Below are 14,637 nucleotides of genomic sequence, written 5' to 3'. Positions count from 1 at the left end.
ACTGACGTGCAAGCCACTGGTTCGCCTTCTGCTCCGAACGTTGCTGCGCCAGCTGGGGTCCCCGCTCGCAAGTTGTGCACCGACTGCGGCCTCTCGCGCACCGATGAGCCCAAACGCTGCGGCCAGGCCTGCCAGTTCATCCAGCCCGATTACCCGGGTTTGGAGCAGCGTGTGCATGGCCGTGTGCGCCAAACCAACACCCCCGTCCAAAGCGCCCAACCCGACGAACTGTTTTTCGGTCCCTACCAGCAGATCCTGAGCGCCCGCCTGGACCCGCCCACCCAAGGCGCGCAGTGGACCGGCATCACCACCCGCTTGGCCGAGGTGCTGCTTGAAAAAGGCCTGGTGGACGCCGTGATCGCCATGGCTGCTGATCCGAACGACCGCTGGCGGCCGCGCCCAGTGCTGGTCACCCGCGCCGAGGACATGGCGCAGTGCCGGGGCATGCGCATGGGTTACGCGCCGTTGCTGAGCCTGGTGGAGCCTGCGCTCGCGCAAGGCCACAAACGCCTGGCCGTGATCGGCATCCCCTGCCAGATTTACGCCCTGCGCGCCATCCAGCCGCAGCTCGAACGCGAGCAAGGCCTGGAGCAGCTCTACGTCATCGGCACACCTTGCTCGGACAACACCACCACTGAGAATTTCCACCAGTTTCTGGGCCTGATTTCGGACCGACCACAAGACATCAGCTACGTGGAGTTCCGCGCCGATTACAAGGTGGAGGTGCGCACCGACCAGGGTGACAAGCGCCTGATCCCGTTTTTGAATCTGCCGCTGTCCACCTTGCCGCCGGACTTTTTTCCGCTGACCTGCCGCACCTGCGTGGACTACACCAATGTGCTGGCCGACATCACCGTGGGCTACATGGGCGGGCACGGCCAGCAGTGGTTGCTGGTGCGCAACGCACGCGGCCAAGCGGTGCTGGACGGCATTCAGGCGCAATTGGTCACCAGCGCCCCCATCAGCCGGGGCAAACGGGATGGCCCGGTGCGCGGCTTCATGGCCAACACCGAACGCGCCGCCGGGGGCCTGCCTCTTCGGCGCATGCCCGCCTGGATCAAGCCGCTGGTCAACTGGCTCATGCCTCGGGTGGGGCCACGCGGCCTGGAGTTTGCGCGCGCTCGGGTCGAGATGAAGGCCATCGAGTCCATCTTGCACCTGCGCCGCGAGGCGCCTGCACGCATCAAAAACATGCTGCCGCAACATGTTTGGGATTTGGCGGCACCTTATGGTTTGAAGCCGCAAACCCGACCTGAATCCGACAAAGTGGACAACACCCCCCACAAAACCTGAATGCAAGAGCCAATTAAAAGTGTAAATTTAACTTGACACTTCGCTGTGTCTTTTGGATGATGGGGAGAGAACAGTTTTGCGGAATGCCCCCTATGGCTTTGACCTTCCCTTTTGCGGCCATTGTTGGTCAAGATGAAATGACCCTCGCCATCCAAGTGGTGGCGGTGGACCCGTCGATTGGCGGCGTGCTGGTCTTGGGCGACCGGGGCACCGGCAAATCCACCGCCGTGCGCGCTTTGGCCGACCTGTTGCCCCCGATTTCGGTCGTGAAAGGCTGCCCTTACCGCTGTGACCCGACCAAACCGGCGGGTGCCTGCCCGGTTTGTCAGGCGCGCGACCCCAAAGCCAAAGTCGCCACCGAGCGCCAGAGCGTGGCTGTGGTCGACCTGCCTCTGGGCGCGACCGAAGACCGTGTGGTCGGCGCACTCGATCTTGAAAAAGCCCTGTCACAAGGCGTCAAGTCCTTCGCCCCCGGCCTGCTGGCCCAGGCGCACCGGGGCTTTTTGTACATCGACGAGGTCAACCTGCTCGATGACCACCTGGTGGACCTGCTGATCGACGTGGCCGCCTCGGGCGAAAACCTGGTCGAACGCGAAGGCCTGAGCGTGCGCCACCCGGCTCGCTTTGTGCTGGTGGGCAGCGGCAACCCCGAAGAAGGCGAGCTGCGCCCACAACTGCTGGACCGCTTTGGCCTGTCGGTGCAGGTGCGCACCCCCCAAGACCTGGCGCTGCGCGTGAGCATCATCAAACGCCGTGACGCTTTCGACAAAGACCCCACCGCCTTCAAAGCGCTGTGGCACAAGGACAACCAAAAGCTGCAAAAACGCATCCTCAAAGCGCGTGACCTGCTGGACGAGGTCGAGGTCAGCGACGACATGCTGATGCTTTGCGCCCGTCTGTGCCAGCAGCTGGGCACCGACGGCCTGCGCGCCGAGCTCACGCTGCTGCGGGCCACCCGCGCTTATGCCGCGCTGCAAGGCCACAAAGCGGTCAAGCCTGAGCACCTGCAAAGCATGGCCCCGCTGGCACTTCGCCACCGCTTGCGCCGCAACCCGTTGGACGACACCGACTCGGGCGCGCGCGTGCAGCGCAGCTTGCAAGAAGTGCTGGCCGCCTGAGTCCTTGATCAGACCCACCATGTTTGCACCGACCCTCTCCTGCAGGCGCGACGCCCTCGCCGCGATTGGCCCCTGGCAAACCTCCCACCATCGCCCCGAGGGCGGGGCTCCCACAAAGATATTCCCTTGTAGGAGCGGCGCCCTCGCCGCGATAAGTCCTTGCCACCCGCACCCATCGCTTCGAAGACGAAGCTCCTGCAAATCCGCTCTTCAACCCTGACATGCCCCGTCAAGCACCCTCCCTGTCTGCGCCCACTGATCCCATGGAGCGTTGGAACGACGCGCTCACCACGCTTCAGTTGCTTCAACTGAGCCCCCATGGTTTCGGCGGCGTGTGCCTCAGCGCGCCACACGGCCCGGTGCGCGAGCGCTGGCTGCAAGCGCTGGCGGGGCTGGGCATCGGCTTGGTCAAAGTACCCGGCTCGGTGGACAGCGAGCGGCTGCTGGGCGGCATCGACCTGGCCCACACCCTGCAAACTGGTCAGCTGCACATGCAAGCAGGTTTGTTGCAACAAGCCGACCAAGGCCTGGTCTGCCTGCCCATGGCCGAACGCCTGTCGCCCGCCCTGCTCGCGCCTTTGGTGCAAGCGCTGGAGCAAGGCCGAGTCCCACCCACCCGCCACAGCGCAGCCCCCACACCCACCCGCTTTGGCGTGGTGGCGCTCGACGAATCCTTGTCCGACGAGCCCGGCGTGGGCGCGGCCCTGGCCGAGCGCCTGGGCGTGTGGCTGGACCTGAACGAACTCTCGCCCAGCGACATCCACGCGGCGTTGCAAGAAGACAACGAATCGGATGGCCTGCAGATTCGCCTCAGCCCCGGTGCTTTGGCCCGCGCTCGCGAGCAACTGCCGCAAGTGCAAGCAAGTGACGAGCACATGCAAGCGCTTTGTGCGGCGGCTTTGGGTTTGGGCATTGGCTCATTGCGTGTGCCCAGCCTGGCGCTGCGCGTGGCTTGCGGCCATGCGGCGCTGAACGGGCGCAGCACGCTGGACGCCGACGATCTGGGTTTTGCCGCGCGCTGCGTGCTCGCGCCTCGCGCCACGCAATGGCCAGCCGAGCCGTCTGCGCAAGAATCAGAACCAGCGCCACCGGAGGACGCCACACCGCCACCAGAGCCGCCTGAGCCCCCAGACAACGCCGATCAAGCGCCGGAAAACGACACTGAAAAAGACAAGGACCCGGACACAGCCCCACCACCTGAACAGAACGCCGAACAGAACACTGAACCGAGTGCCGAAGACCTGCAAGAGATGATGGTCGCCGCCGCCTTGGCCAGCTTGCCGCCGCACATGCTCGACGCACTGATGACGCGCCAAGGTGCGGCCAGCCACAACACCTCGGGCCGCAGCGGCCAAACCCGCGCGGGTTCGCAGCGCGGCCGCCCCCTGCCCCCACGCCCAGGCCGCCCCGGCGGTCAGGCCCGCCTGCATGTGCTGGCCACCTTGCGCGCCGCCGCGCCCAAGCAGCGGCTGCGACAAGCACACAGCACCGGTCGAGTCGCCATCCGAGCCGAAGACTTCCACATCCAGCGCTACCAGCAACGCGCCTCCAGCTGCCTGATCCTGGCACTCGACGCATCCGGCTCAGCCGCTTTGCAGCGCTTGGCCGAGGCCAAGGGTGCGGTCGAGCTGCTGCTGCAGCAATCCTATGCCCGCCGCGACAGCGTGTGCATCGTGTCCTTTCGTGGCGCGCAGGCCCAGCTGCTGCTGCCCATGACACGCTCGCTGGTGCGTGCCAAACGCGCCATGACCGGCCTGCCCGGCGGCGGCGGCACGCCCTTGGCGCTGGCCCTGAAAATGGCGCACGAACAAGCGGCACAGTTGCAGCGCCAAGGCGTCACGCCGATTTTGGTGGTGCTGAGCGACGGCCGCGCCAACGTGACGCTGCAAGGCTTGGGCGGCCGCGCCCAAGCGCAAACCGATGCACAAAACTGGGGCCAGCAGTGGCGCGCCAGCGGCCACCGCGCCTTGTGGATCGACACCTCGATGCACCCCGACGCGCAAGCGCAGCAACTGGCGGCCACCATGGGCGCAAGCTACCTGCCCATGCCGCAGGTGCAGTCGCAGCGCATGGCCCTCGCCATCGAGCGGGTGCGCAACCCCGGCGCGTGAAACGCCTGATCGGCCTGCAACGACCCGACACACCGCTACATTCGCCACACTCGCCATGTTTGAAAGCTTTTATCCCGGCATGTCTTGGTCCGATCACCGGACGCACTGGCCACATGCACAGCACAGCCGCTTTGTGCAAGCGGGTGGCATCCAGTGGCATGTGCAGCAAATGGGCCAAGGCCCGTGCATGCTGCTGCTGCACGGCACCGGCTCGGGCAACTTCAGCTGGCGTGGCCTCATGCCCGCACTGGCTGAGCACTTCACCGTGGTCGCCCCCGACCTGCCCGGCCACGCCTTCACCAGCCGGGGCCCCGAGGGCGCGCTGTCGCTGCCCGGCATGGCAGAAGGCCTGCGGGCCTTGATGCTGCAGCTCAAGCTCACGCCGCAGGTCATCGTCGGCCACTCGGCGGGCGCGGCCATAGCCGCGCACATGGCGCTGAACTTTGACAGTGCCTCGCGCAGCACCCTGATCGGCTTGAACCCCGCCTGGTTGCCGCTGCCCGGCGTGGCGTCGTGGCTGTTCGGCCCTGCCGCAAAATTAGCGGCACTCAACCCGCTGTCCGCCTGGGCCACCGCCAAGCTGGCGGCCAAACCCGGTGCGGTGGCCGAGTGGATCGCACGCACCGGCTCCACGCTCGACGCGCAAGGGCTGGATCTGTACACCCGCGTGCTGTGCGACTCGGGCCATGTGCACGGCGTGTTGTCGATGATGGCGGCCTGGCGGCTCAAGCCCCTGGCCGCTCGCCTGCACGAGATCCGCAACCCGGTGTTCATGCACATCGGGGCACAAGACCAAACCGTGCCCCCGGCTTTGGCCAAGGAGGCCAGCCAGCGCTTGCCGCAAGCGCACCTGCACGTTCAAGCGGGCCTCGGCCATCTGGCCCACGAACAAGACCCGGCGGGCACGGCGTCATTCATCCTGCGCAGCTGCGGCATTTGACGCAAATCCACACGCGCTTTGCGGCGCTGAGCCTGTGGTAGTTTCAATGCATGGTGTTGTCGCTCGATTTTTTGTCTTTGCCTTTGTTGGCGGCTGCGGCGCTGGTGTTCATCAGCGTGCTGGCCGGGGTGTTTTCGGCCCGCATCGGCTTTTCTTTCCTGCTGATTTTTTTGGTGGTGGGCATTTTGGCCGGGGTCGATGGCCCGGGAGGTCTGGCCTTTGACGATTTTCGCTTGAGCTTTTGGGTCGGCAACGTGGCGCTGGCCGTGATTTTGCTGGACGGCGGCTTGCGCACCCAGATGGACACTTTCCGAACGGGCTTGCGGCCCGCGCTTTTGCTGGCCACGCTGGGTGTGGTGCTGTGCACCGCCATCACGGGCGCGGCTGCGTATTGGCTGCTCGATTTGCCCTGGCCGCTGGCCTTGCTGGTGGGGGCCATTGTCGGCTCGACCGATGCGGCGGCGGTGTTTTCGCTGCTCAAGTCCTCCGGCGTGCAACTCAACGAACGTGTGGCCGCCACGCTGGAGATCGAGTCGGGCATGAACGACCCGATGGCGGTCTACCTCACCATCACCTTCATTGCCATGGCGCTGGCCATGGGTGGACCCGGCAGCGCATCGCTCGGCGTGTCCGAGGTGCTGCTGTCGCTGCTGCAGCAACTGGGCTGGGGCAGCGTGCTGGGCTTGGGTTGCGGCTGGGCGCTGGCCGAATTGCTCAAACGCCTGGGCCGGGGCGAAGACGGCGGCGGCGGCATCCGAGCCCTGCTGATTGTGTCGGGCGGCCTCACGGTGTTTGCCTTCACCACTTGGTTGGGCGGCTCGGGCTTTTTGGCGGTTTACCTGATGGGCGTGGTGGTCGGCAACCGGGCGCGTCGCCAAGTGCGCGCGTCTTTGTCGGCCATGGACGGCTATGCGTGGCTGTCGCAGGCGGGCATGTTCTTGTTGCTGGGTTTGCTGGTCACGCCCTCCGAGTTGCTGCGCACGCTGTGGCCAGCGCTGGGGGTCTCGTTGGTGCTGATGGTGGTGGCCCGCCCGATCTCGGTCTGGCTGTGCCTCAAGCCCCTGCACTTTTCGGGGCGCGAAATCACCTTCATCTCCTGGGTGGGCCTGCGCGGCGCGGTGCCGATTGTGCTGGCGGTGTTTCCGGTGATGGCCGGGGTGGAAGGGGGCAGCATTTACTTCAATGTGGCCTTCACCGTGGTGCTGACCTCGCTGGTGCTGCAGGGATCCACCATCGCCTGGAGCGCGCGCCGCCTGAACGTGGTGGTGCCCGATCTGGACGACACCGAACATGCCCGTTTGGTGTTTGGCGACTTTGTCTTGGCGGCCACCACCTCCATGGGCGAGTTGTGCGCGTTTTACGGTTTGGAACTGCCCTGCGATGCCGACAAAACCGTGGGCCAATGGCTGGCCGACAGTTTGCATCGACCGCCCGTGCACGGCGACACGGCGCACCTGGGCCAAGCCGAGATCAGCGTGCGCGCCACCCAAGGCAACCGCATCACGCAGGTGGGCATCCGCATCAACTGAGGCGGTTTCAAAAAGACCTGATCTGCCCGTTCAGCGCAGAAAATCCGCCACAGCCTTCAACGACAGCTGCACCGCTTCTTCTTGCGGCAAATGACCGACGTTGGGCCAAGACACCAAACGGCTGCCGGTGATGGCTTGCAGGTAATCGCTGGCATTGCTCACCGGGATCATGGCATCGGCCTCGCCCCAGACCAGCAAGGTGGGGGCTCGGATTTGGCGCAGCAGTGGCCCGGGCTCTTGCAGCACGGTTTGCGCCAAACGGTCGAGCATGGCCTGGCGCGCCCCGGGGGCCAAAATCAAATCGTGGTAGCGCGTGGTCACGGCATCACTGAGCGACTCGGGCTGGGCATAGGCCGCTTGCAGGTTCATGCGCAGCAAAGGCTTGGGCAGCACATGGCGCATCAGGCCCAGCGTGGCGGGCACCTCCATGGCCTTGCCGTATTCAAAGCCAAAACTGGCAAAACCATCCGGGGCCACCAGCACCAGTTTGTCGGTGCGCTCGGGAAACTTGGCCGCAAAAGTCCAGGCGATGCGCCCACCCATGGAGTGGCCCACCAGACTGGCACGGGGCAAGCCCAAGTCGTCCAGCAAGGCGATCAGCAGCTGCAAGCTGCGCTCGTCGCGGTAGTCGTGCGCCGGGTCGGGCGGGCTCAGGCCGCTGCCGGGCAGGTCAATGCGCACCACGCGGTGCGTGGCGGCCAGGCCTTGGGCCCAGGCGTCCCAAGTTTGCAAACTCGAACCAAAGCCGTGCAACAAGACCACGGCTGGCCGGGCAGGCGCGCCATCGTGAACGGCAGGCGGTTGACCACTGTCTCGGACATGCAGCTGCCACGGCCCCACACGGCGCAGGTCAGACGGGGCCGCCAAGTAACGCGCTTCCAAAGTGGCTCGCGGCAGATCAGGTGTCCACAGCCAAAGCGACAGCCAAGTCAGGAAAGTCAGGGCCAGCATGTGCCAAGGCCTGATCATGCGGCGCAGCTCGCGTGTGCGAAACAGGCCATGGCTACAAAGAGAACATCAGCAGCAAGACCATCTGAAAGCCGTAAATGATCATCAGGCCCAGTTTGTAGGTATCGCGCAAAGTGTCCGACAGGCGCTGCATCTTGCGGTCCAGCCACCAGTAAGCCGCGCCACACATCGCGGTCATCAACACAAAAATCGTGGCCATCAAAGTCAGGGGCATAGGCGTTGGGTGTTTGAGGTTGAGCGTTTTAGTTCAGCGTTCGGTGTTGGGCGTTTTATTGATACAGCGCTGTCAAATTTAAGGTGAACGGTTTTGTTGGGCACAACAATCGGTGTGGGAGCCCCGCCCTTGGAGCGATGGGCAGTGTTCTACAAGGCTCCATCACGACAATGACGCCGCTGCAACATAAAAGCGTACATGCCATCTTCATCGGGCTGGATCCATAGCTTAGGTGTTGAGCGTTGGGCGGCGCTTTGATTTTTCATGCTGAGCTCTCAACAATGAACGCTCAGCGCACGCTGCAGGGCATCAGGTTCGCGCCAGGCCCAGCAGGTGGGCCATGTCCTTGACGAAGATGCGCACATGGGCCATGGGGTCCTTGCGGGCCAATTCCTTGTTCATGTACGACTCAAAGGTCAGGCGCTGCACATCGCGGTCTTCGCAGATCTTGACGAACTTTTCGCGGCGTTTGTCGTTTTGGTACCAGAAGTACTGCATCACACCCAAGATCCAGAACACCCGGCCGTGCTGCTTCATGAAGCTCTTGCGGCCTTGTTTCAGGCAGGCGCTGTTGCCGGTTTTCAGGGCCTCATGGGCGGCCTTGGCCACGCGCCGGGCGCAGTCCATGGCGTAATAAATGCCTTCGCCCGAGGACGGGGCCACCACACCTGCGGCGTCGCCAATGACCACCACGTCGCGGCCGTTGTCCCACTGGGGCAAGGGCTTGAGCGGAATGGGTGCGCCTTCGCGGCGCAAAGTGGGCGCATCTGTCAGGCCTGCGATGGCGCGCAAGCGCGCTGTGGCGCTGCGCAGCGAATACCCCTTGTCGGCGCTGCCCATGCCCACACTCATGGTCTTGCCGTGCGGAAACACCCAGCCATAAAAGTCGGGCGAGACCTCGCCTTGGTAGTACACGTCGCAGCGCGCCGCGTCGTAGCCGGGCTGGCCCACAGGCGACTCGATGATCTCGTGATAAGCAAACACGTATTTGGTTTTGTGCGCGTTGGGAATGGCTTGTCGTGCCACTTCCGAGCGTGCACCGTCCGCCCCCACCACCATGCGGGTGGACACCTTGATCGGCTGGGCGTGTTCCAGCGCGGCATGCTCTTTGGGCGTGACCGGGGTGAAGTGCACCCACAACTGGCCGCTGTCGTCGTGCTCGAGTTTGTCAAAAATGGCCTGACGACGCACCGCACCCGACTGGGCAGCGCGATCGCGCAAATACTCGTCGAACTCGTCACGGTCCACCATGCCGACAAAGCCGTTGTCGATGGGGATGTCGACCTTGTTGTCGGTGGGTGAGATCATGCGGGCACAACGGACCTTGGCCACCAGCAGGTGGTCGGGGATGTCAAAGTCCTGGATCAGGCGCGGCGGGATCGCGCCACCACAAGGCTTGGTGCGGCCCTGGCGGTCCAACAGCAATACACGCCAGCCTTGGCGCACCAGGTCATGAGCGGCCGTGGCTCCCGAAGGCCCACCCCCCACCACCACGAAATCAAAATCGGTCTGGTTCATGAGCTTGACCCACCTTTCAACAATACGGGACCATCAAAACGCAAAGGCGTGCGCTGTACTGCCGGGCCCGTGCGCAGGCGCAAAGCCACCGCCGCCGACACCGCAAACATGAGCCCTTGCAAGGCAAACACGGCCGCATAGGCTGTGCGCTGTTCACCCAAAAGGGCGTGGGCCAGGTCGCTGGCGGCCGTGCCCAGCAAACCGCCCAAACCAAAGGCCGCCGCTTGCGCCGCGCCCCACAAACCCATGCGCGTGCCTTCGCGGCCTGCACCGCCTTCACCAGCCAAACGCATCATGGTGGCAATCGCCGCGATCGAAAACGCGCCGTTGGCCACCCCCAAAAACACCACATTGGCCTGCAGCGGCCAAGCCGCGGACAGGGCCGAGCTGACCAAACCCACCGTGGCCAGCGCCGAAAACAGGCAGCCGCCCACCATCCAGGCCTGTACAGACCCCAGCCGTCCCGCCACCCAACGCGAACCGGCACCGGCCACCGCCAGCATGCCGATCAGCACGCCCATGTGGTGCCAGCCCGACAGCTGCGTGGTTTGCCCCGGTGTGAAGCCGTGCACCGCGCCCGCAAAGGGCTCCAAAATCAAATCCTGCGCGCTGTAGGCCAACATGGACATGAAAACAAACACGGTGAAGGTGCGCGCTGCCGGATCGGCCCACACCTCTTTGAAGGCTTCTTTGAAATCTTGCTTTTGTTGGCGCTCGGCGGCCTCGCTTCGCACAGGCACCGTCTGCGGATCAGCGTCTTTTTCCAGGCCCCACAAACACAGGGCCGTGATCAAGGCGGTCAGCACACTCAAACCCGCCGAGACCTGGAGCAGCACCTGCGGGCTGTAGGGGTCAATCAGCTTGCCCACCACACCGGCAGTGACGGCAAAGCCCACAATCATCATCAACCACACCGTGGTGGCCGCAGGGGCGCGGCGCTCGTCAGGCACACGTTTGGCCATCAGCGCCAGCAGCGATGTGCCGCAAGCGCTCACACCCAAGCCAATCAGGCTGAACGACAACCAAGCCAACAACGCGCCATAAAACGGCTCGGTGGCCATCCACACCGTGGCCCACGCGGCCGTGAAGCCGCCCGCACCCAGCACGAGCATGCCGCCCATCATCCAGGGGGTGCTGCGGCGGCCTTTGTCAGCCCCAAAACCCATGCGCGGGCGCACCATCTGCACCGCGTAATGCCAAGCCACCAAAAAGCCGGGCAGCAAGGCCGGCAGCGCGAGCTCTACGACCATGATGCGGTTGAGCGTGGAGGTGGTCACCACCACCACCGCCCCCAAACAGGCCTGAATCAGGCCCAAGCGGATGATCTGAAACCAACCAAACACTGGCATGTTCAACGCTGTGCTCATAAAGCCCCCACGGTGTGTTGCAACTGATTCAACTGGCGCAGGCCCCAGGCGCTGACCATCATGCCGCTGACAAACAGCGGCACGCCAAAGGCCGACACATGCAAAGCCCGCTCCACCGGGTGGCGCAAAAATTTGGCCATCGAGGGCCCTTGCAAAACCGCCAAAACCAAGACAGCCGCGGCGTGCCATGGCAGTTGCCAGCTCAAAAGCAATGCCGACACCACCACCTGCGGCACCAGCATGAACACACAGGCGGTGCGGGCTGCGCCGTGCGCACCCAGCTGCACCGGCAGCGACGCCACGCCCATGCGGCGGTCACCTTCAATGGCCTTGAAATCGTTGAGCGTCATGATGCCGTGCGCCCCCACGCTGTAGAGCAGCGCCAGCGCCACCGAATGCGGGCCGGGCCAGGCTCCGCCCAGCATGACGGCCGTGCCCGTGAGCCAAGCCAGCCCCTCATAACTCAAGGCGCAAGCCGCGTTGCCCCACCAGCCGTTGTTTTTCAGGCGCACTGGTGGTGCGCTGTAGGCCCACGACAGCGCAATGGCCAAGGCGCAGGCGGCAAAGCCCCAAGGCCCCATGAGCGTGGCCCAGATCAGCGACAGCGCGGTCCAGGCAATGGCAATGCCCAGCCCCCAGCGCCCGGGCATTCGGCCCGAGGGGATGGGGCGGTTGGGTTCGTTGATGGCGTCCACATGCCGATCAAACCAATCATTGACGGCTTGGCTGCTGGCACACACCAGCGGGCCAGTCAGCACGAGGCCCAAGAGCAGCAAACCCCAATGCGCGCTCAGGGCCTGACCCGAGGCCACCACCCCGCAGGCAAAGGCCCACATGGGCGGGAACCAGGTGATGGGTTTGAGGAATTCGGCCACCGTGCGCAAAGCGGGCCGGGTGAGCACGGCCGATGCAAGGTGCGAAGCCTGAAGTGGGGGCGAAGGGGCCAGAGGCGGGGTGTCCATGCCCCCATTGTGAAGATCGCTTTTAAAATGTCAACTAGGATTGACACTTACCGTCAATTTAAATTGACATTCTTCAAGGATTGTCTGCCTCAGCCTCGGCCACCATGCCAAAGCGACGCAGTTTGACGTACAGACTTTGGCGTGACAAACCCAACATTTCCGCAGCCGAAGCGCGGTTGTTGTGGGTCAATTCCAATGCGGCTTCGATGCACATGCGCTCAATGGTGTCCACCGTCTCACCCACAATGTCTTTGATGGGCCTGCGGCCCACCAACTGTGACAATTCGGCAAAGGGGTTGATTTGGCTTTGTGCCACCGAGGCCCCGCCTTGCAGGCGACGGTCCATGTCGCGCACAAAAAAGGCGTACATGGGCTCGGGACGCGCAAGGCACACCGCCGAAACCTCGACCGGCAAGGTCATGCCCGACAAAGTACGCACTTCGGTGGCGAAATTGCGCACGGGCAGTTGCTGGCGCAAACTGGTGTTGAGCACGCCCCAATCGACCGATCCGCGCAACAACCAGCGCTCCAGACTTTGCCCCACCACTTGGGAAGAAGCGGTCAAGCCCAGCAAGGCCATGCCTTCTTCGTTGACGCTTTTGATCACACCCGAGGTGTCGGTCAACAACCAACCGTCGGGGAAACGCTCCATGGCTTCGCTCAGTGCCGCCGATGAGCCACTGTCCTGACGCGCGACCACCGTGCTTTCCCGGGTCACCAAGCGCACCAAAAACTGCGCCCCGCCCTCTTGGCGAAACACCGTGGCCGACACCGTCCACGCCGAGGGCAAACCCGCCACGCGGGCCGAACACATCTCGATGCGGCCAGTGGCCAGCGCCATGCGCAGCAAAGACTGCACTTCGCCTTGGCTGTCGCCTTCAAAACACTCCCGAACATCACGTCCGACCAGGCGTTTGCCCGCGTCTTTGAGCAAGGCTTGTGCACCCACATTGGCCTCGAGCACACGCTGCGTGGCGGCGTCCACCATCAACACAGCCTCGGAAGAGGTGTCAAACAAGACACGGTAACGGGCCTCAATGTGGCGCAGACGCAAATAATCGCGCTCCATCGATTGCTGGGTTTCAACCAAGCGACGTTGCAATTCGGCCAGGCTTTCGAGATCGCGGCCCATGGCCAACAACTTGCCTGCACCCAAGGGCAACACCACGTATTGAATGGCCACCTCGTTGCCGACGGGCGAGAGGTGGTTCACATGCCGCCAGCGCAGCACATCGGGCACCCCCTGCGAGTGCAGCATTTCCTGAATTTTGCTGCGACTTTCGCTGGTGACGGTATCGATCCAGCGGCGACCGACCCAAGACTGGCAACCCAAAGCCGCCAAGGTGTCGCGCCCCGTGGACACATCCTCAATCAGCCCCATGGGGTCCATGACCAAAGTGACGTCCGACACCACACCCAGCAACTGGGTGAAGGTGGCGGCATCTAAAGAGGGAAGCTTCATGTTGTAAACCAAACGGGTTTGAGCATCAGGAAGTTGACACTTGAATTTGTCATACAAGTATAGACCCCTGAGGGTATACCTCGGCCATAACAGCGAAATTTAAAGGTAATAAAAATGATCTAACTGACAATTTAAACCCCTTTTGCCAGTGGCAAAGCCATCTGAAGTTTGAGCCATGCCACCGTGCCCGGCGCATCTTGCGCCACAACTTGTCCGGGCATACCCACCAAACGATGCGGTGCAACATGGGCCATCGGGCCGCCGACAAACAGTCGCACAGCGAGGTTGTCCGCGCCTGCCAGCAGTTGTGGCAGCACACTGTTCATGGCGTCCAAATGTCGATCGGTGCTGACCGAGATGCCCACCGCGTCAAACCATTCGGATTGAAACAAGCGCTTGAACTCCGCCATATCCTGGGGGACACCCAGCGTGACCAGCCAACCCGCCCGTTTGAAAAACTCACTCAACATGAGCAAACCCATGCTGTGTTGAGCGCCAGGCTCGGTCATGAGCAACAGACTCAGTCCATTGCTTTGGGCGGGCGTTTCATGCAAAAACTCGGCACTGAAATCATGCAGCAGCTGCTGCAAGTGAGTCGAAGCAATGGTGGTCATGGCGAAATCGAGCCGGTCAGAACACCACCAATCCCCCAGCAAACGCGCACAAGGCGTGATGCCTTGTAAATAGATGTCCTCCAGGGACTGCCCTTGACGTTGCCAGCCAAAAACCACTTGACGCGCCGCGTCCAGGCCTTGCAAACAAGCTTGCGCCAGGATCTGGATCTGGGCCAGGTCGAGTGCCGACTTGCCTGTGAAGGACGTGCCGCCCACCAAGCGCGGCCCCACCGGCGAACCCTGCCGGATGGCTTCAGGCAAAAGCTGTGCACTGGCCTGTGGCGATGGCGGCGACGGAGAGTTTTCGAAATTGAATTGCGCCATGACAAGCACCGATCAGCAGAGGAAGACATCAGCGGCAGGCTCCAACACTTTGGAGTGCTCGACGCAAGAAATGAAGGGAATGTAGCCCATCAGGCCCATGTCACCAACACAGGTTCAAGTGTGAATTCAATTGCCATCTCTGTATTGAGTGTAAACCCTAGGATTCGAAATATATGTCAATTTATGTTGACACACTGTATGTCCAGACTTACATTC

Annotated in this window: 12 protein-coding genes; 5 read left to right on the top strand and 7 right to left on the bottom strand. The window is 63.3% G+C overall.

Features of this window, described 5'->3' with window-relative positions:
• Nucleotides 1-6: 6 nt before the first annotated feature.
• The 5 genes from AMM41_RS09530 to AMM41_RS09510 all read left to right on the top strand — a co-directional run bounded on the left by AMM41_RS09530 (nt 7) and on the right by AMM41_RS09510 (nt 6,991).
• Nucleotides 7-1,293, top strand: a complete 1,287-nt coding sequence (locus AMM41_RS09530) for a Coenzyme F420 hydrogenase/dehydrogenase, beta subunit C-terminal domain (RefSeq protein ID WP_089956776.1) — start codon at nt 7-9, stop codon at nt 1,291-1,293.
• Between the two features lie 92 nt (nt 1,294-1,385).
• A complete protein-coding gene (bchI, locus tag AMM41_RS09525; protein WP_089956773.1) occupies nt 1,386-2,411 on the top strand; it encodes a magnesium chelatase ATPase subunit I in 1,026 nt (341 codons plus the stop codon).
• A gap of 221 nt (nt 2,412-2,632) precedes the next feature.
• Nucleotides 2,633-4,522 carry a magnesium chelatase subunit D gene (locus AMM41_RS09520; protein WP_089956771.1) on the top strand — a complete coding sequence of 630 codons (1,890 nt, stop codon included), beginning with the start codon at nt 2,633-2,635 and terminating at the stop codon, nt 4,520-4,522.
• Nucleotides 4,523-4,601: 79 nt separating this feature from the next.
• Complete coding sequence (bchO, locus tag AMM41_RS09515; RefSeq protein WP_228769194.1) at nt 4,602-5,462, top strand: alpha/beta fold hydrolase BchO; 861 nt, start codon at nt 4,602-4,604, stop codon at nt 5,460-5,462.
• A 50-nt stretch (nt 5,463-5,512) separates the two neighbouring features.
• A complete protein-coding gene (locus AMM41_RS09510) occupies nt 5,513-6,991 on the top strand; it encodes a potassium/proton antiporter (RefSeq protein ID WP_089956765.1) in 1,479 nt (492 codons plus the stop codon).
• Between the two features lie 30 nt (nt 6,992-7,021).
• On the opposite strand, the gene AMM41_RS09505 is transcribed toward AMM41_RS09510, so the two are convergent.
• The 7 genes from AMM41_RS09505 to AMM41_RS09475 form a co-directional block, all read right to left on the bottom strand.
• Nucleotides 7,022-7,960 carry an alpha/beta fold hydrolase gene (locus tag AMM41_RS09505; protein ID WP_089956763.1) on the bottom strand — a complete coding sequence of 313 codons (939 nt, stop codon included), beginning with the start codon at nt 7,958-7,960 and terminating at the stop codon, nt 7,022-7,024.
• A 34-nt stretch (nt 7,961-7,994) separates the two neighbouring features.
• Nucleotides 7,995-8,174 carry a hypothetical protein gene (locus AMM41_RS09500; protein WP_089956760.1) on the bottom strand — a complete coding sequence of 60 codons (180 nt, stop codon included), beginning with the start codon at nt 8,172-8,174 and terminating at the stop codon, nt 7,995-7,997.
• Between the two features lie 309 nt (nt 8,175-8,483).
• A complete protein-coding gene (locus AMM41_RS09495; protein WP_089956757.1) occupies nt 8,484-9,692 on the bottom strand; it encodes a geranylgeranyl diphosphate reductase in 1,209 nt (402 codons plus the stop codon).
• On the bottom strand, nt 9,689-11,059 hold the full coding sequence (locus tag AMM41_RS09490) for a BCD family MFS transporter (RefSeq protein ID WP_089956754.1): 1,371 nt from the start codon (nt 11,057-11,059) through the stop codon (nt 9,689-9,691). The genes AMM41_RS09495 and AMM41_RS09490 overlap by 4 nt, the downstream gene beginning before the upstream one ends.
• Nucleotides 11,056-12,021 (bottom strand): chlorophyll synthase ChlG, encoded by a 966-nt coding sequence (gene chlG / locus AMM41_RS09485; protein WP_089956752.1) that lies wholly within the window; start codon nt 12,019-12,021, stop codon nt 11,056-11,058. The genes AMM41_RS09490 and chlG overlap by 4 nt, the downstream gene beginning before the upstream one ends.
• 73 nt (nt 12,022-12,094) lie before the next feature.
• On the bottom strand, nt 12,095-13,483 hold the full coding sequence (gene ppsR, locus AMM41_RS09480; RefSeq protein WP_089957026.1) for a transcriptional regulator PpsR: 1,389 nt from the start codon (nt 13,481-13,483) through the stop codon (nt 12,095-12,097).
• Nucleotides 13,484-13,614: 131 nt separating this feature from the next.
• A complete protein-coding gene (locus tag AMM41_RS09475; RefSeq protein WP_089956749.1) occupies nt 13,615-14,421 on the bottom strand; it encodes a cobalamin B12-binding domain-containing protein in 807 nt (268 codons plus the stop codon).
• Nucleotides 14,422-14,637 lie beyond the last annotated feature (216 nt).

Source organism: Limnohabitans sp. 2KL-3, assembly GCF_001269405.1.
Classification (GTDB): domain Bacteria; phylum Pseudomonadota; class Gammaproteobacteria; order Burkholderiales; family Burkholderiaceae_C; genus Limnohabitans_A.
Note: the sequence above shows the minus strand (reverse complement) of the source record. Positions and strands in the feature narration are given on the sequence as shown.